Raw genomic sequence first — 15,857 nt, forward strand, 5'->3', positions numbered from 1 at the left:
GACACGGCCCCGCCTCGGACCCGGCAGCGGTCCTGGCGACTCGGTCCGGACTCGCGGCACGGGGCCGTCCACCGGCTGGGCATGTCTCTGGCCGACCGCCGCGCGGCAGCCGGCCAAAAACCTAGTCCACGTCAAAACCGCACGTCAATCCGGGGTCGTACCGGCCAGGGCACGGGATTCCAGACGCACCACCACGCCCTTGGACGCGGGCTGGTTGCTGATGTCGGCCACGCTGTCCAGCGGGACCAGGACATTGGTCTCCGGGTAGTACGCCGCCGCGCAGCCGCGCGCGCTCGGGTAGGCGACCACCGTGAAGCCGGCGGCGCGGCGCTCGACGTCGTCGGACCACACGCTCACCAGGTCCACCCGCTGCCCGTCGGCCAGCCCCAGCTCCGTGAGGTCGTCGGGGTTGACCATGACCACCCGGCGGCTGCCGTGGATGCCCCGGTACCGGTCGTCGGTGGTGTACGGCACCGTGTTCCACTGGTCGTGCGAGCGCAGCGTCTGGAGCAGCAGGTGCCCCTCGGGCACGCGCGGCATCTGCCAGTCGTTGCGGGTGAACAGGGCCTTGCCGCTCTCGGTGCCGAAGACGCCCTCGTTGACCGGGTTCGGCAGCCTGATGCCGCCGGGGCGGACGACCCGCCGGTTGTAGTCGTGCAGCCCCGGCACGATCCGGGCGATCCTGTCGCGGATCACGCCGTAGTCGGCCTCGAACCGGTCCCAGGGGATCTCCGTCCGGCCCTCCAGGGTCCGGCGGGCCAGCCGGCACAGGATCGCGACCTCGCTGAGCAGCAGCCGGGAGGCCGGCTCCAGCCGTCCGCGCGAGGTGTGCACCTCGCTCATCGAGTCCTCCACCGTGACGAACTGCTCGCCGGTGGCCTGGATGTCCCGCTCGGTACGGCCCAGCGTCGGCAGGATCAGCGCGGTGTCGCCGCACACGGTGTGCGACCGGTTGAGCTTGGTGGAGATGTGCGCGGTGAGACGGCAGCGCCGCATCGCCTCCTCGGTGACGTCGCTGTCCGGGGCGGCCCGCACGAAGTTGCCGGCCACGCCGAGGAAGAACCTGACCCGCCCCTCCCGCATGGCCTTGATCGAGTTCACCGCGTCCAGCCCGTGGTGCCGGGGCGGCTCGAACCCGAACTCGTCGCGCAGCGCGTCCAGGAAGGAGTCCGGCATCTGCTCCCAGATGCCCACCGTGCGGTCGCCCTGCACATTGCTGTGCCCGCGCACCGGGCAGGCCCCGGCCCCGGCCCGGCCGAGGTTGCCGCGCAGCAGCAGGAAGTTGACGATCTCCCGGATGGTGGGCACGCCGTGCTTGTGCTGGGTGACGCCCATGGCCCAGCAGACGATGACCCGCTCGCTGGCCAGCACGTCGTCGCGCACCTTCTCGATCTCCGCCCGGGTCAGGCCGGTCGCGCGGAGGACGTCCTCCCAGGCGACGGTCCGGGCGTGCCGGGAGAACTCCTCGAAACCGGAGGTGCTCGCCCGGATGAAGTCATGGTCGAGGACGGTCCCCGGACGGGCGTCCTCCGCCTCCAGCAGCAGCCGGTTCAGCCCCTGGAACAGGGCGAGGTCCCCGCCGACGCGGATGTGCAGGAACCGGTCGGCGATCTCCACGCCGCGGCCGATCACCCCGCGCGGCTTCTGCGGGTTCTTGAACCGCAGCAGTCCCGCCTCCGGCAGCGGGTTGACCGCGATCACGCGGGCGCCGTTGCGCTTGGCCGCCTCCAGGGCGCTGAGCTGGCGCGGATGGTTGGACCCGGGGTTCTGCCCGACGACGAAGATCAGGTCGGCGTGGTGGAGGTCCTCCAGGGTCACCGTGCCCTTGCCGGTACCGAGCGTCTCGTGCAGGGCGAAGCCGCTGGACTCGTGGCACATGTTGCTGCAGTCGGGCAGGTTGTTGGTGCCGTACGCCCGCGCGAAGAGCTGGAGGACGAATGCCGCCTCGTTGCTGACCCGGCCGGAGGTGTAGAAGACCGCCTCGTCGGGCGAGTCGAGGGAGTTCAGTTCCCCGGCGAGCAGCCCGAGCGCCTCCTGCCAGCCGATGGGCTCGTAGTGGTCGGAGCCCGGACGCTTCACCACGGGTTCGGTGAGCCGGCCCTGCTGGTTCAGCCACTGGTCGGAGCGGGCGGCGAGGTCGGAGACGGAGTACCTGCGGAAGAAGTCGGCGGTGATCCGGCGGGTCGTCGCCTCGTCGTTGATGTGCTTCGCGCCGTTCTCGCAGTACTCGTTGACGTGCCGGTGACCGGGGGAGGGGTCGGCCCAGGCACAGCCGGGGCAGTCGGTGCCGTCGACCTGGTTCATGGTGAGCAGTGTCGTACCGGTGCGCCGGACCGAGGTCTCCTCCAGCGAGTACTGCAGCGCGTGCGCCACCGCGGGGGCGCCCGTGGCCCAGGTCTTGGGCGGTTGGACGGTGAGGTTCTCCTCCGGCTCGTCGCTCGGTGAGGTGTGCATCAGGCGCGTCACTCGCTTCCTCCGGGTGGGTCGGATCGGTCAGCCGTGCGGCCAGTGGGCGCCGTGGCTGCGCGACGGCTCGGCCTCGGCCGGCAGGACGTGCCCGTCGCGGACCGTGTGCCGCCAGGCGCCGGTCTCCTCGCCCACGCCCTCGATGAACTCGCGGAAGTGCGCGAGGGAGGCTCCGAGGACACGGCGCGTCACCCCGAGGGGGTCGCCGGGGCCGACGCGCACCGTGAGCGAGGTCCGGTCCGGCGCGAGGGACAGGAACGCCGCCTCGCCGTGGCCGCGACCCCCCAGGACCCGCCAGCGCACCACGGTGTCCGGCCGCTGCTCGGTGATCTCCACCAGGAACTCCCGGTGGACCGGACCGCGTCCGACGGTCCAGCGGGTGAGGGTCGGCTTGAACTGCTCGACGTCCCGCACCGCGGCCATGAACCGCGGGAAGACCGTGAACTGGGTCCACTGGTTGTAGGCGGTGCGCACCGGCACCGCGATCTGGACCGTCTCTTCGATGGTGCTCATGACCCGCCTGTCTACGAGCGCTCGTCCTGCCAGTCTCGGGTGCCCCCGGAACGGCTGCCACATGTCTTGGTCCTGCCGCGTGATCCCCTCACCCGGCCCGGCGGGACCAGACCCGCACCCAGTCGACCTGGAGGTCGGCGGGGACGAGCGTCGGGCCGCCGAAGGAGCCCTGGGTGTTCTGCATCACCAGGTGGTGCGGGGAGCCGACGATCCCCGAGGTCTCGGTGTGCACCGGCTTCCCGTCGTGGAACCAGGTGATCCTCCCGGGCTCCCACGTGTGGCCGAAGGTGTGCCACCCGGCCCGGTCACCGGACGGCGGACAGTGCCCCCGGTCGACGCGCGTGCTGTGCCAGTACGAGCAGACCTCGCCGGACAGGCCCTCCAGGGTGTCGATCTCGCCGTCGCGGGGCCAGAGGGAGCCGGTGTCCCAGAGCGCCGGCCAGTTCGCCACCGCCCCGTCCACCGACGGGACGCGGGCCCGGTACTCCACCGCTCCGTAGCTGTAGGAGAACAGGCCCATGGTGTTCACGTGCGCCCCGCTGTACGGGCGGGTCTCCCCCTTGCAGATGGCGCTCGCGCCGGTCAGCCGCAGATGCAGCGCGCCCTCGGACACGACGGCGTTGCGCGTGTCGTAGCAGGCGTCCTCGGCCGTGTTCACCGGCCCGGTGACGCCGGTGCCGAACCAGCCGGTGTTCCACTTCGAGGTGTCCAGCGCGGTCCCGTCGAACTCGTCGGTGAACCGCCGCCGCCACCCGCCGGACGCGTCCCACGACGGACCGCCGCCGTCCGCCTCGGCCGGCTCCGCCGACCCGGAGGGCTCACCGGGACCGGACGGAGCCCCGGCATCGGCCGGCTCCGCCTGCCCGGCCGGCTCCGCCACGCTCAGCGTGATCGGCGTCAGCGGGTGCCACCGCCCCTCCCCGTCCTGCCACGAGCCGAACATCGTGTACGACCCGGCGGCGAACGCGCGCGCCCCGGAGGTGAAGGTGTGACCCGAGGGGCACACCCGTACGTCGGAGGCGGCGCCCGGGAAGTCGACGTTGCGGCCGTCGCGGTCGCGTACGGCGACGGTGACCCGGGCCGCGGTCAGGCACCGGTCGGCCGTCAGTTCCAGCCGGGCCGGAGCGCGGTGTCCCGCGGTGAGGTGGTCCGGCGCGAGGCCGAGCTGGGTGACACGGGGGCCGGGCGGGTCGCCGTTCGCGGTGCCGGCGAGCGAGAGAGCCGTCGTCACGACGGCCCCCGAGACGAGGAGGACACCGGCCCGCAGGGCGCGCGACCTCGGCCTGGCGTGCCTGGGTGGGGTGCCCATCGCATAGCTCCTCTCCGGTGCGGCGAGGTTGGCCGTGACGAGGCAGGGTACTCCGCCGCCCTCGGGAGGGAGAGATTTTCCTCTGTTGAGGAAAAGAAGAACGTCTTCGTCGTCGGCCTCGTGGTGCGGGTGCCGTGGCGTTCGCCCAGGATCGGCACGAGGGTGCTGACCGGGAAGTCCCCGTAGCCGACGATCGCGTCGATGCTCCCTCGAAGGCGTCGAGGATGCCCTGTGCCTTCTCGATGATCTCCGGCCGCCGGGTGGAACAGGAGAAGGTCACCGACGCCCTGCCGCGCTTCGGCCGGGTCGACCTGACGGCCGATCCGCCGCCCGTCCCGGAGGGCCTGCGTTTCCCGATGTGGCTCAAGCCCGCCCTGTCGTACTCCTCCGAACTCGCCTTCGGCGTCGAGGACGAGGAGGAGTTCCGCAAGGCCGCCGCCGAGATCCGGGACGGCATCGCACGGGTCGGCCGGCCCTTCGAGCACGTCCTCGACCGCGTCGACCTGCCCCCGGAGATGGACGGCGTCGGCGGACAGGTGTGCCTCGCCGAAGAGTCCCTGACGGGCATTCAGGTCGCGGTGGAGGGCTACGTCCACCAGGGCGAGGTGACCGTCTACGGCACCCTGGACTCGATCGACTACCCCGGCTCACCGTGCTTCCTGCGCCACCAGTACCCCTCGGCACTGCCGCCCGACGTCGTCGCCCGGCTGCACGACGTCACCCGGCGCGTGATGACCCGCATCGGCTTCGACTCGGCGACCTTCAGCGTGGAGTACTTCTACGACCCGGGGACCCAGCAGGTCAGCCTGCTGGAGATCAACCCCCGCCACTCCCAGTCGCACGCCGAGCTGTTCCAGTACGTCGACGGCGTCCCGAACCACCACTGCATGATCGCGCTCGCCCTCGGCACCGACCCCGCCATGCCCCACCGGCAGGGCGAGTACGCCATGGCGGCCAAGTGGTACTACCGCTGGTTCACCGACGGCGCGGTCCGCGCGGTGCCCTCGCCCGAGGACATCGCCCGGATCGAACGCGAGATACCCGGCGTGCGCGTCCACGTCATCCCCGAGGCCGGGCAGCGCCTGTCCGGCCTCTCCCAGCAGGACAGCTACAGCTACGAGGTGGCGCACATCTTCACCGGCGGCGACGACGAGGAAGACCTGCGCCGCAAGTTCGACCGTTGCGTGGCCGCCCTCGGACTCGCCATCGACGAGCCCGGGGAAGGACCGCACGCGTAAGGAGGCCGCCGACATGCGGTACGTCACGAATCCGCCGTACGCGACCAAGGAGGAGGAACACGTCGTCGTCCCGATGTCCGACGGCGTCCGTCTCTCGGCCCGCGTCTGGCGCCCCACCTCCTCCGACCACGACCCCGTCCCCGCGGTCCTGGAGTACATCCCCTACCGCAAGCGCGACCTCACCGCGGTCCGGGACTCCGTCCACCACCCCTACCTCGCCGGGCACGGCTACGCCTGCGTCCGCGTCGACCTGCGCGGCACCGGCGAGTCGGAGGGCGTGCTGAAGGACGAGTACCTGGAGCAGGAGCAGCGCGACGCGGAGGAGGTCCTGGCGTGGCTGGCCGAACAGCCCTGGTGCGACGGCTCCCTCGGCATGATGGGCCTGTCCTGGGGTGCCTTCGCCGCGCTCCAGGTGGCGGCCCGGCAGCCACCCGGCCTCAAGGCGATCGCCATCGCCTCCTTCACCGACGACCGGCACGCCGACGACATGCACTACATGGGCGGGGCGATGCTGTCGGACAACCTGGCCGAGGCCGGGACCATGTTCGCCTACGCCACCTGCCCGCCCGACCCGGCCGTGGTCGGCGACCGCTGGCGGGACATGTGGTTCGAACGCCTGGAGCAGACCGAGCCCTGGGTCCTGCCGTGGCTGCGCCACCAGCGCCGCGACGACTACTGGCGGCACGCCTCGGTCGGTGAGGACCCCGCGGCCGTACGCTGCCCGGTACTCGCCTCCAGCGGCTGGGCGGACGGCTACTCCAACGCCGTCACCCGCCTCCTCGCCCACCTGGACGTGCCCCGCAAGGGGCTGATAGGCCCCTGGTCGCACAAGTTCCCGCACCTCGGTGAGCCCGGCCCCGCCGTCGGCTACCTCCAGGAACTGGTCCGCTGGTGGGACCACTGGCTCAAGGGCGTCGACAACGGCGTCATGGACGGCCCCATGCTGTTGACCTGGATGCAGGACAGCGTCCCGCCGTCCACCTCCTACGAGGAGCGGCCCGGCCGCTGGGTGGGGGAGCCGTCCTGGCCCTCCCCGAACGTCCGCCCCGTCACCCACCCCCTGGTCCGGCACCGCATCGCGCCGCCCGGGGAACCGGCGGCGGGAGCCGGGGGCGAGGTGCTCACCGTGCAGTCGCCGCTGTCCGTCGGCCAGTTCGGCGGCAAGTGGGCCTCCTACAACGCGCCCCCGGACCTGCCCTACGACCAGCGGGAGGAGGACGGCGGGTCGCTGGTCTTCGAGACCGAGCCGCTGGCCGAGCCCCTGGAGATCCTCGGTTCGCCGTCCGTGGACCTCGACCTCGTCGTGGACCGGCCGGTCGCCATGGTGGCCGCCCGGCTCTCCGACGTCCGCCCCGACGGGGCCGCGACCCGGGTCACCTACGGTCTGCTCAACCTCACCCGGCACGACAGCACCGAGCATCCGGAAGCCCTGGAGCCCGGCCGCCGTTACCGCGCCACCGTCCACCTCAACGGGGTGGCGCAGACCTTCCCGGCGGGACACCGGGTCCGTCTCTCGCTGTCCACGTCCTACTGGCCGCTGGCCTGGCCGCCGCCGCGTCCGGCCCGGCTCGGCATCCACGCGCACTCCAGCACGCTGACCCTGCCGGTCCGCCCGGCGGACGCGCCCGACGGCACCCCGCCGGAGCCGTTCGGCGAACCGGAGGGCGCAGAGCCCCTCGCCACCACGGCGCTCAGCCCGCCGGAGGAGCGCTGGGAGGTGAAACGCGACCTGATCGGCTACCACGCCGAACTGGACATCGTGAAGGACCGCGGCATGACCCGCTTCGAGCAGATCGGCCTGGACGTCGGCCGGCGCGCCCACGAGCGCTACACGGCCGTCGCCGACGACTTCACCTCCGTCAGCGGCGAGACGACCTGGACGATGACCTTCCGGCGGGCACCCTGGGAGGTCCGGGTCGTCACCCACACCCGGCTCACCTGCGACGAACGCGACTTCCACGTCGACGCCACGCTCGACGGCTACGAAGGGGACCGCCGGGTCTTCTCCCGCACCTGGAACGAGAAGGTGCCCAGGGACCTGCTGTAGGACGCCGCACGGTTGAAGATCCCATTGGCTTAGGCTTGCCTGAGCTTTACTCAGGATCATCTTCAGCCCGCCCTCGCCGGGGGCTCCTCCGCAGGGAGACCGCACACCATGCCCACGCTCACCCGACGTGTCCACCGTGCCGCCGCGGCGGCGGTGGTGCTCGCGGCCGCCGGCGTCCTGACGCCGGCGGCCCCCGCGACCGCCGCCCCGGCGACGGGGACGTCCGTCACCTCCGCGCCGCTCGTCGCCGGCCTCTACCAGTCCGCCTACTCCGAGCGCAACGACGCGCTGTGGGCGACGGCGTCGGTGGGCCAGCCCCCGGCGGCGGTCACCCGCTCCCGGCTGGTCCGGCTCGACCCGGACACCCTGGAGGTGGAGGCCGCCTACGACGCCCCGCGGGATCCCCGCGACGGCACGATCGAGGCGGTCTACGGCATCGACGTCGACGACGAGCACAACACCGTCTGGGTCACCAACACCCGCGACGACAGCGTCGCCGTGTACAGCCAGCGCACCGGCCGGCACCTCGCGACCGTGCCCGGCGTGGCGCACGCCCGCGAGGTCGTGGTGGACGAGAAGCGGAACCTGGTCTGGGCCACGGCCTACGGCAGCGGCTCCGTCGTCGCCTTCGACAGCCGTACGTACGAGGAGGTCAGGCGGGTCACCGTGGAGGGGGCCGGCCCGACCGGGCTGGCGGTCGACGAGCGCACCGGCGCCGTGCACGCCGCCGACTTCACCCATGACCGCGTCATCCGGATCACCTCACGCTCCGCCGTGCCGCGGCTCATCCCCACCGGGGACGGCCCCCTCTCCGTCTCGCTCTCCGCCGACGGCCGCACCGCCTACACCGCCGACCAGGGAGCGGGCACCGTCTCCGTCGTCGACCTGCGCGCGGGGGAGGTGACCCGGTCGATCCCCACCGGCGAGGGCGCCAAGTCCGTGGCGACCCACCCCCGTTCGGGCCGGGTGCTGGTCGTCAACCGGCTGGCGGGGAGTGTCTCCGTCGTCGCCCCGCGGACCGGGACCGTCACCGGAACCGTCGTCACCGCGGCGCTCCCCAACCACGTCCAGGTTCGCGACGACGGCACCGCCTACGTCCTGGACAAGTCGGCCTCCGGGCCGGACGGCGAGGACCGGGTCACGCGGATCGTCCTCGCCGCCCGCTGAGGCGGGGGCCGCCCCGCTCAGCCGGCCAGGCCGTAGAAGCGGATGCGCGCGGTGGGCCGGAAGCCGATGCGCGGGTACACGGGCGCCCCCGCCTCCGTCGCGTGCAGGGTGGCGCGGGTCAGTCCCGTCGCCCGCGCGCCCTCGTGCAGCGCCTTGCGGGTGACGGCCTCGCCGTAGCCCCGGCGCTGCCAGTCGGGGTCGGTGGCGACGAGCGCGACGAAGAGCCGGCCCTCGGCCGGCACGGCCCCGGCGCACGTCACCGGGACACCGTCGCGCAGGCCGAGATAGGCGTGCACGTCGTTCTTCCAGAGCGCGGAGCCGCCGATCCCGTCGCGGCCCGCCTCCAGGGGGAAGCCGTAGGCGCGGGAGTTCAGGTCCGCGTAGGCGGTCAGCTGCTCGTCGGTGCGGACGCGCACGAACGTCAGGTCGGGGTGGACCGGGTCGGGGACGGGGAGCAGGTCCCCGGCCATCCCGGTCCCGGGGAAGGCGAGCCGGAGCCCCGCCCGTCCGGCCGCGCCGTCCAGCGCCGCCCGCGCCCCCTCGTCCAGCAGGTCCTCGAAGAGCCAGAGGAACCCGGGGTGTTCCTTGGCGCGCATCACGTCCGCCGCATCGGCCAGCCGCCGTTCCAGCAGCGCGGCGTCGGCCCCCGCCTCGGTCAGCGTGAGGCAGTTCCAGAAGGCGAAGCCGCAGTCCGCCCAGCGGACGGCGATGCCCGGGAGGTCACGTACGTCTGCCCCCGGGTCACGGTCGAGGACCATGGTCCGCCACACCGTGGCGAGCTGCTCCACCGATTCGATCGCATCCGCGAGATCCTTCACCGAAACTCCTCGACGTGTCGTGTGCGCGGGACGGGCCGTCCCCGGGGTCAACGAGCGGGAGGTACGGGAGGTTCACGTGTCCGCGCACCGCCGGTGAGCGGCGCGCGGACACGTCCGGCCGGGCGCTGTCCCGGCCGCGGTGGCCGGTCAGGCCCAGCAGCCGTTCACCGTGGCGGCCAGGCCGTCCATGGCGTCCTTGATGTCGCTCGGGGCGGCCGTGGAGTTGTTCTCGATGAAGGAGAAGATCCGCCACTCGCCGTCGTCGGTCCGCGTCACGCCGCTGAGGGCGATCGCGCCGGTGAGCGTGCCGGTCTTGGCGTGCACCTTGCCGACGGCGCACTTCGAGACGGCGTCGTCGAAGCGCCCCCACTCGGGGCCGAGGCTGGAACCGGCCTCGCCGGCCACCGGCAGCCCCTCCAGGATCGAGGCGAGGGTGGGTACCTCGGTGATCGAGTCGAGGAGCTGGGCGAGGGTGGCCGCCGGAATGCGGTCGGCGCGGGAGAGCCCGCTGCCGTCGTACATCGCGAAGTTGTCCAGTGAGATGCCGTACGAGCTGAGGACCTGGCGGACCAGTTCGATGCCGCCCTCGAAGGTGGCCGGCTTGCCCATCTCCACGGCGGTCATCCGCAGCAGTGTCTCGGCGATGTTGTTGTCGCTGGTCTTGAGCATCTGCTTGACGATCCGCGACAGCGGCGCCGACCTGTGCTGCGCCACCGGCACGTCGGACCGCTTCGCGGTCGCCCGGGCGACCTCGCCGTCGACGGTGACGCCGGCCGCCGTGAGCTTCTCGGCGAACACCTTGCCCGCGTCGAGGGCCGTGTCCTGGACGGCGGCGCCGTCGACCACGAGGGAACGCACCGGTGCCACCTCCGTGGGGTAGTAGCCCTCGTTCCAGCCGGTGGCGAGGGTGGGCTCGGCGAACAGGCTGTCGTCGACGCGGACCTTGACGTCGGTGCGGCCCGCGGCCTTGAGCCCGTCGGCAGCGGTCCGCGCCATCTCGGCGAGGTCGTCACCGGTGAGGGTGCGGTCGCCGCCGCCGACGAGGGTGAGGGTGCCGTCGCCGTAGACGACCTTGGTGGTGAACTCGTGGTTCGCGCCGAGCAGGGTCAGGGCGGTGGTCGCCGTGACGAGCTTGGCGTTGGAGGCCGGCATGAGCGCGGTGGAGCCGTTGTGGTCCCACAGGGCGGTGTCCGAGTCGGCGTCGAGGACCACGCCGCTGACGTCGGAGCCGAGGCGGGCGTCGGCGACGCGTTCGGTGAGGTTCTTCACCAACTGCGCGTCGTCGGCGTCGAGCCCGCTGGCCGCGACGGCCTGCGACGCCGTGGTGGGGGTGCTGTCCGCCGCGAACGCGGAGGTGCCGGCCAGGGTGGCGGAGGCCACCGGCACGGCCATCGCGAGCACGAGCGCCCGGCGCGCGCCGGTGCGGCTCACTCTCGCCCTGCGGTGCCGGCGGCCGCCGGCCGGGGCGAAGGTGTTCGTGGGGGTCGTGGGGGTTTCGTCCGGCGTTCCAGTCATGAAGTGAAATCCAAGAGTCGAGTACGTAGATCGATCTGTGGGGGTGGAACTGGGTGGAGCCGCACGCACGTTATCAGCCGTCACATCGCTTTCGGCATAGCCGACGTTCGATTGTGAAAGAAGTGCGACGGCGTATGACCGTCAGGTGAGCGCGCCCTGTAATACCAGGCAGTGGCCGTCGGGCGTGAGGGTGACGACGTCTTGTTCGACTCAGCGTCAATTCCGTACCGCAATTCCCCGCCGCCTGCCGCACGGTTCCCTTTCCGTACGGTCGGGCAATTCTCTCTGCCCTTTCGGGCAGCCGGCGCCGGGAACCGGAAGTACGGGAAGGGCGTCCTCCCGGTGATCTTGTCGACCGTGGCCGCCAGGTACGCCCGGGACCGGGTCACGGCCGAGCCGCGTCCGCCGGGCGAGGCGCGTCGGGCCGTCGAGGCGGCCGTCGTGGCCGCGCTCTGCGCACCGCCCGCGGCTCCGGCCGCGCCGCCGGAGGGCTCCGTCGACCGCACCGTCCGCCGGCAGCCGGCCTCGGTGGCCGCCGTGCTTCCGGACGTCCCCGGTGTCACCGCCGTTGACGCCCGGACGGTCCGGGCGCGGGGTGCGCTGCCCGGCCTCTCCCGGCAGCTCGGCGTGTGGACCCGGGCGGCGCGCTCACCGGCCGGCCCCCGTACCGCCGACCGCACCCGGCGTCACACCCCGACGGAACCGTCGAGGCGCTCGCGCAGCAGGTCCGCGTGGCCGTTGTGCCGGGCGTACTCGGCGATCAGGTGCACCAGGATCGTGCGCAGCGATATCGGCTCGCCGGTGCTCCTGCGGATACCCGTCGCGTCCAGCGTCGGCGCGGCCTCGGTGATCCGCCGGGACCGCTCGCACTCCGCGCGCCAGACGGCGAAGGCCTCGGCGGGATCGCCGTCGAGGCGGTCGAAGTCCTGCCCGGGATCGTCGTCGGAGTAGTGCAGCATCGGCACGTCCTCGTCGGCGAACTGGATGCGGAACCACCAGCGTTCGGCCCCCGCGAGATGCCGGACCAGGCCGTGCAGGGACAGCGTGGACGGAGGCAGCGCGCGCTCGGAGAGCCGCTCGGCGGGCAGGCCGGAGCACTTCTGCTCGAAGGTGGCCCGGTGCCAGTCGAGGTACGCGCCGAGCGTCTCGCGCTCGGTGCCGACGGACGGCAGCCCGGGGCGCGCGGCGCCGGGCCAACGCGGCGCGAAGTGCGCGGGGATGGTGGTGTCGGTCATGGTCCGCCTTCCGGTCCGTCCGTGGCCCCGGCCGAGGGGCGAGGTCCACGACGAGTCTCGCAGGCACCACTGACAACGCCCGGTGACGGCGGAGCCTCCCCGGCCCCGCCCTCGTCCTCGACGCCGCCCTCCCCGACACCGCCCTCCCCGACACCGTCCTCCCCGACACCGTCCTCCTCGACGCCGCCGGCCGCGACGGCACAGCGGCGGGCCAGCACGGCGAACGCTTCCCTCAGCTCCGCGGGCCGCACGTCGTGCGGCACGGCGTCGAACCGGCTCATCGCCGCGGCCAGGCCGGTCCACGACCAGGAGTCGAGCACCACCCGGCAGCGGCCGGACCCCAGTTCCTCGACCAGCCCGTCGTGGACGTAGGGCGCGACGGTGGCCGCCGGCACGTCCAGGACCGCCTCGCCCCGGCAGAGCCGGCTCGCCTGACCGTCCATGCCGCGAAAACGCCCGGCGACGAAGGCGGCGACGTCTCCGCCCGGGACCTCGCGCGGCGTGAAGCGGGGGCCGGTCGGGGTGCGGGGGGAGACGCGGTCCGCGCGGAACGTCCGCCAGTCGTCCCGGTCGAGGTCCCAGGCGAGCAGATACCAGCGGCCCCGCCAGGTGACCAGGTGATGCGGCAGCACCCGACGCCGGACCACCGCCCCGGCACCCTCACCCCGCCCAGCCGTGTCCCGCGCCGCCGGGTTCCGCTGGTCCCCTCGGTCCTCGGCGTCCCGTGCTGTCGTCCCTCGTTCCGTCGGGTTCCGTTCGTCCCGTCGGTCCTCGGCACCCCGCGCCACCGTCCCTCGTTCCGTCGGGTCCCGCTCGTCCCCCCGGTCCTCCGCGTCCCCCGCCGCCACCCCCCGGCCCTCCCTGCCCCGTACACCCGCCCCGCCCCCCGCGTCCCGCGTGCCCACCCGGCCCTCCGTGCCCCGAGTCACCTCCTCGCGTTTCCCGCCCCGCGAGACCGCCCCGCCCCCCGCGTCCCGCGTGCCCACCCGGCCCTCCGTGCCCCGAGTCACCTCCTCGCGTTTCGCGCCCCGCGAGACCACCTCGCCCTCCCGGCCCCGCACAGCCGGATGCGCCGGGACGTAGTCGAACCGCAGCTCCTCGCGGGCGTGGATCGCCGTGCTGATCTCCATCAGCACCCGGCTGTCGGCCTGCACCGGGTCGGCGCCCGGTGGCGCGACCGCCGTCACCTGGAACGCGGCGATCCGGTGCCGCAGCCGGGCCGGCAGCACCTGCCGGAGCGTGGTGAGGGCCCGCGCCGCGGCCTCCCCGATCCCCGCGCCGGTCACGGTGGCGGTCTGCAGGGCGACCGCGAGGGCGACCGCCTGGTCGTCGTCGAAGAGCAGCGGCGGCAACTGCGCCCCCGTGCCCAGCCGGTAGCCGCCGTCCGGCCCCTTGACGGCCGTGACCGGATAGCCCAGCTCCCGCAGCCGGTCCACGTCCCGGCGGACCGTACGCGTGCTGACGTCCAGCCGCGCGGCGAGTTCGTCCCCGGGCCAGTCGCGGCGGGACTGCAACAGGGAGAGCAGCGCGAGCAGCCGTGCGGAGGTCTTCTGCATGTCCGCCATCCTGCCGCGAGTAGCGGACACACCCTGTCCGCCACCGCTGCGAAGGTGAGGTCGTCGACACCGAACGGGCCCCGGCCGGGGCCCGCCCGGCCGACACCTCCCCCTTACCGGCAACCGCAGGCCAGGAGCCACCCATGGCGATCACGACCACGACCCACCTGAACTTCCGCGGCGACGCCCGTGCCGCGCTCGACTTCTACCACTCCGTCTTCGGCGGGCAGACCGTCGCCGTCACCTACAAGGACACCGGCGACGTGCGGAACCCGGACGAGGCGGACTGGGTGATGTGGGGCCAGGTCACCGCGGACAACGGCTTCCGCGTCATGGCCTACGACGTGCCGTCCGCACTGCCGTGGAACCCGGGCGAGAACGCCGTCTTCGTCTCGGTGCGCGGCGACGACGCCGAGGAGATCACCGGCCTCTGGCAGAAGCTCTCCGCCGGCGCCACCGTCGTACAGCCGCTGGCGCCGTCCGCCTGGGCCCCGCTGTACGGCATGCTCAAGGACGCCTTCGGCGTCGTCTGGGTGATGGACGTCGCCGCCCCGTACAACGGCTGACCTCCGCCCGGAACAGGGCGCGCGGCGGGCCACGGAAACCGCCCGCCGCGCCCCCGCCCCCTTCCACCGCGACACCGAGGGACACACCCCTGTGACGAAGTTCGGCCCACCGGGCACCCCCGCCGAGGACACCGAGGCCCGCGACCGGACGGGGCCGGGTCCCGCGCTGCCCGGCCGCCCGGCCGGCGAGCGGACGGCGGCCCGACGACCATGACCGTCCTCGGCACCCGCGCCCTCAACCGCGCCACCCTCGCCCGGCAGTTCCTGCTCGACCGCACCACCGCCCCGGTCCTCGACGTCATCGCGCACCTCGGCGGCGTACAGGCCCAAGAACCGCAGGAACCCTTCACCGGACTGTGGTCCCGCGTACGGGCCTTCCGCCCGGCGGACCTCGACGCCCTGCTCACCGGCCGGCAGGCCGTCCGCACCCACCTGATGCGCCGCACCGTCCACCTCGTGACCGCGGACGACGCCCTGGCCTGGCGCTCCCGGCACGACGCCATGCTGCGCCAACGCGCGCTCGCCGCCTACCGCGCCGAACTCGCCGGCCTCGACATGGAGGAGGTCGCGGCGGCCGGGCGGGCGGTCATGGCGGACGGCCGGCCCCGCACCATGGCCGAACTCGTCGACGCCCTCGCCGACCGCCGGCCCGCCGCGCCCCGCCGGGCCCTGGGCGAACTGCTGGTCGCCGCTCTCATCCCCATGGCCCAGCTGCCCCCGCGCGGCCTCTGGCGGACCAGGGCCGGAGTCCGCAACCTGCCCCTGGCCGCCTGGCTGGGCCGGGACCCCGACCCGTTGCCCGCCGACGGCTCCGACCCGGCCGGCCGCGCCCTGGTCCGCCGCTACCTGGCCGCCTACGGACCCGCCGCCTCGGCCGACCTGCGCGCCTGGTGCGGCCTGGCCGGGCTGCCCGCCGCGATCAGGGCCGTACGCGAGGAACTCGTCTCCTTCCGCGACGAACGAGGGCGCGAACTGCTCGACCTCCCCGACGCGCCGCGCCCCGACCCCGACACGCCCGCGCCCGTCCGCTTCCTCCCCGCGTTCGACAACGCGATCCTCGGCTACCACGACCGCACCCGGATCATCGACGACGCCCACCGCGGCCTGTCGGTCGCCGGGGACCGGGCCGTCCTGGTCGACGGCCGGGTCTCCGCCACCTGGACCCTGGAGACCACGCCCCTGGACACCACCCTCCGCATCACCCCCCTGCGCCCCCTGTCCCGGCGGGAACGCGCCGGAATCACCGACGAGGCCCGTTCCCTGGCCGCCTTCCTGACCTGCCCGGACCCGGGCGGGGACACCGACCGTACGACCGTACGGATAGAGGACTGAGCACCGTCCCGTCCCGCACACCCGTCCGGCCACCCCCGCGCGCCCGCCTGTTTACATCGATGTACACGCGGCTCTAGCCTGGCGCGGATTCCGCT

Annotated in this window: 12 protein-coding genes and 3 pseudogenes; 6 read left to right on the plus strand and 9 right to left on the minus strand. The window is 73.4% G+C overall.

Annotation, left to right across the window (positions count from 1 at the left end; translation table 11 throughout):
• Positions 1-144: 144 nt before the first annotated feature.
• The 4 genes and pseudogenes from Sdagh_RS35570 to Sdagh_RS35585 all read right to left on the minus strand — a co-directional run.
• The gene (locus tag Sdagh_RS35570; RefSeq protein WP_189414403.1) at positions 145-2,454 is read right to left on the minus strand and encodes an FdhF/YdeP family oxidoreductase; all 2,310 of its coding nucleotides are present in this window, start codon (positions 2,452-2,454) and stop codon (positions 145-147) included.
• Between the two features lie 39 nt (positions 2,455-2,493).
• The gene (locus Sdagh_RS35575; RefSeq protein ID WP_189414333.1) at positions 2,494-2,979 is read right to left on the minus strand and encodes an SRPBCC family protein; all 486 of its coding nucleotides are present in this window, start codon (positions 2,977-2,979) and stop codon (positions 2,494-2,496) included.
• Positions 2,980-3,067: 88 nt separating this feature from the next.
• Positions 3,068-4,288: a glycoside hydrolase family 16 protein gene (locus tag Sdagh_RS35580; protein ID WP_189414334.1), complete on the minus strand. Its 1,221-nt coding sequence runs from the start codon at positions 4,286-4,288 to the stop codon at positions 3,068-3,070.
• A gap of 119 nt (positions 4,289-4,407) precedes the next feature.
• Positions 4,408-4,538, minus strand: a pseudogene (locus Sdagh_RS35585) (ATP-grasp domain-containing protein); the annotation flags it as partial.
• Between Sdagh_RS35585 and Sdagh_RS35590 the strand changes: the two are divergent.
• From Sdagh_RS35590 to Sdagh_RS35600, 3 genes are all read left to right on the plus strand, one after another.
• Positions 4,513-5,526: an ATP-grasp domain-containing protein gene (locus tag Sdagh_RS35590; RefSeq protein ID WP_226536211.1), complete on the plus strand. Its 1,014-nt coding sequence runs from the start codon at positions 4,513-4,515 to the stop codon at positions 5,524-5,526. The pseudogene Sdagh_RS35585 and the gene Sdagh_RS35590 sit on opposite strands and share 26 nt — an antisense overlap.
• A gap of 13 nt (positions 5,527-5,539) precedes the next feature.
• On the plus strand, positions 5,540-7,573 hold the full coding sequence (locus tag Sdagh_RS35595; protein ID WP_190076537.1) for a CocE/NonD family hydrolase: 2,034 nt from the start codon (positions 5,540-5,542) through the stop codon (positions 7,571-7,573).
• Between the two features lie 108 nt (positions 7,574-7,681).
• Positions 7,682-8,740 (plus strand): YncE family protein, encoded by a 1,059-nt coding sequence (locus Sdagh_RS35600; protein ID WP_189414336.1) that lies wholly within the window; start codon positions 7,682-7,684, stop codon positions 8,738-8,740.
• Positions 8,741-8,757: 17 nt separating this feature from the next.
• On the opposite strand, the gene Sdagh_RS35605 is transcribed toward Sdagh_RS35600, so the two are convergent.
• From Sdagh_RS35605 to Sdagh_RS37115, 5 genes and pseudogenes are all read right to left on the minus strand, one after another.
• Complete coding sequence (locus tag Sdagh_RS35605; protein ID WP_190010812.1) at positions 8,758-9,558, minus strand: GNAT family N-acetyltransferase; 801 nt, start codon at positions 9,556-9,558, stop codon at positions 8,758-8,760.
• A 147-nt stretch (positions 9,559-9,705) separates the two neighbouring features.
• Complete coding sequence (dacB, locus tag Sdagh_RS35610; protein WP_190076538.1) at positions 9,706-11,073, minus strand: D-alanyl-D-alanine carboxypeptidase/D-alanyl-D-alanine endopeptidase; 1,368 nt, start codon at positions 11,071-11,073, stop codon at positions 9,706-9,708.
• A gap of 686 nt (positions 11,074-11,759) precedes the next feature.
• Entirely contained in the window at positions 11,760-12,308 is a 549-nt protein-coding gene (locus Sdagh_RS35615; RefSeq protein ID WP_190076539.1) for a DinB family protein, read from the minus strand.
• A gap of 188 nt (positions 12,309-12,496) precedes the next feature.
• A pseudogene (locus Sdagh_RS37205) lies at positions 12,497-12,946 on the minus strand (helix-turn-helix transcriptional regulator); the annotation flags it as partial.
• Positions 12,947-13,375: 429 nt separating this feature from the next.
• Positions 13,376-13,864 (minus strand): annotated as a pseudogene (locus tag Sdagh_RS37115) (helix-turn-helix transcriptional regulator); the annotation flags it as partial.
• Between the two features lie 143 nt (positions 13,865-14,007).
• Between Sdagh_RS37115 and Sdagh_RS35625 the strand changes: the two are divergent.
• The 3 genes from Sdagh_RS35625 (at position 14,008) to Sdagh_RS35630 (ending at position 15,762) form a co-directional block, all read left to right on the plus strand.
• Complete coding sequence (locus tag Sdagh_RS35625; protein WP_189414341.1) at positions 14,008-14,430, plus strand: VOC family protein; 423 nt, start codon at positions 14,008-14,010, stop codon at positions 14,428-14,430.
• 91 nt (positions 14,431-14,521) lie between these two features.
• A complete protein-coding gene (locus tag Sdagh_RS36615) occupies positions 14,522-14,644 on the plus strand; it encodes a hypothetical protein (RefSeq protein WP_264201210.1) in 123 nt (40 codons plus the stop codon).
• On the plus strand, positions 14,641-15,762 hold the full coding sequence (locus Sdagh_RS35630) for a winged helix DNA-binding domain-containing protein (protein WP_190076540.1): 1,122 nt from the start codon (positions 14,641-14,643) through the stop codon (positions 15,760-15,762). The genes Sdagh_RS36615 and Sdagh_RS35630 overlap by 4 nt, the downstream gene beginning before the upstream one ends.
• Positions 15,763-15,857 lie beyond the last annotated feature (95 nt).

The organism is Streptomyces daghestanicus, from assembly GCF_020521275.1.
Lineage (GTDB): Bacteria > Actinomycetota > Actinomycetes > Streptomycetales > Streptomycetaceae > Streptomyces > Streptomyces griseoviridis.

Coding starts and splice junctions, on each gene's coding strand:
- dacB (WP_190076538.1), bottom strand. CDS start 11,073: ATGACTGGAACGCCGGACGAAACCCCCACGACCCCCACGAACACCTTC.
- Sdagh_RS35580 (WP_189414334.1), bottom strand. CDS start 4,288: ATGGGCACCCCACCCAGGCACGCCAGGCCGAGGTCGCGCGCCCTGCGG.
- Sdagh_RS35570 (WP_189414403.1), bottom strand. CDS start 2,454: ATGCACACCTCACCGAGCGACGAGCCGGAGGAGAACCTCACCGTCCAA.
- Sdagh_RS35575 (WP_189414333.1), bottom strand. CDS start 2,979: ATGAGCACCATCGAAGAGACGGTCCAGATCGCGGTGCCGGTGCGCACC.
- Sdagh_RS35595 (WP_190076537.1), top strand. CDS start 5,540: ATGCGGTACGTCACGAATCCGCCGTACGCGACCAAGGAGGAGGAACAC.
- Sdagh_RS35625 (WP_189414341.1), top strand. CDS start 14,008: ATGGCGATCACGACCACGACCCACCTGAACTTCCGCGGCGACGCCCGT.
- Sdagh_RS35630 (WP_190076540.1), top strand. CDS start 14,641: ATGACCGTCCTCGGCACCCGCGCCCTCAACCGCGCCACCCTCGCCCGG.
- Sdagh_RS35615 (WP_190076539.1), bottom strand. CDS start 12,308: ATGACCGACACCACCATCCCCGCGCACTTCGCGCCGCGTTGGCCCGGC.
- Sdagh_RS35600 (WP_189414336.1), top strand. CDS start 7,682: ATGCCCACGCTCACCCGACGTGTCCACCGTGCCGCCGCGGCGGCGGTG.
- Sdagh_RS35590 (WP_226536211.1), top strand. CDS start 4,513: ATGCCCTGTGCCTTCTCGATGATCTCCGGCCGCCGGGTGGAACAGGAG.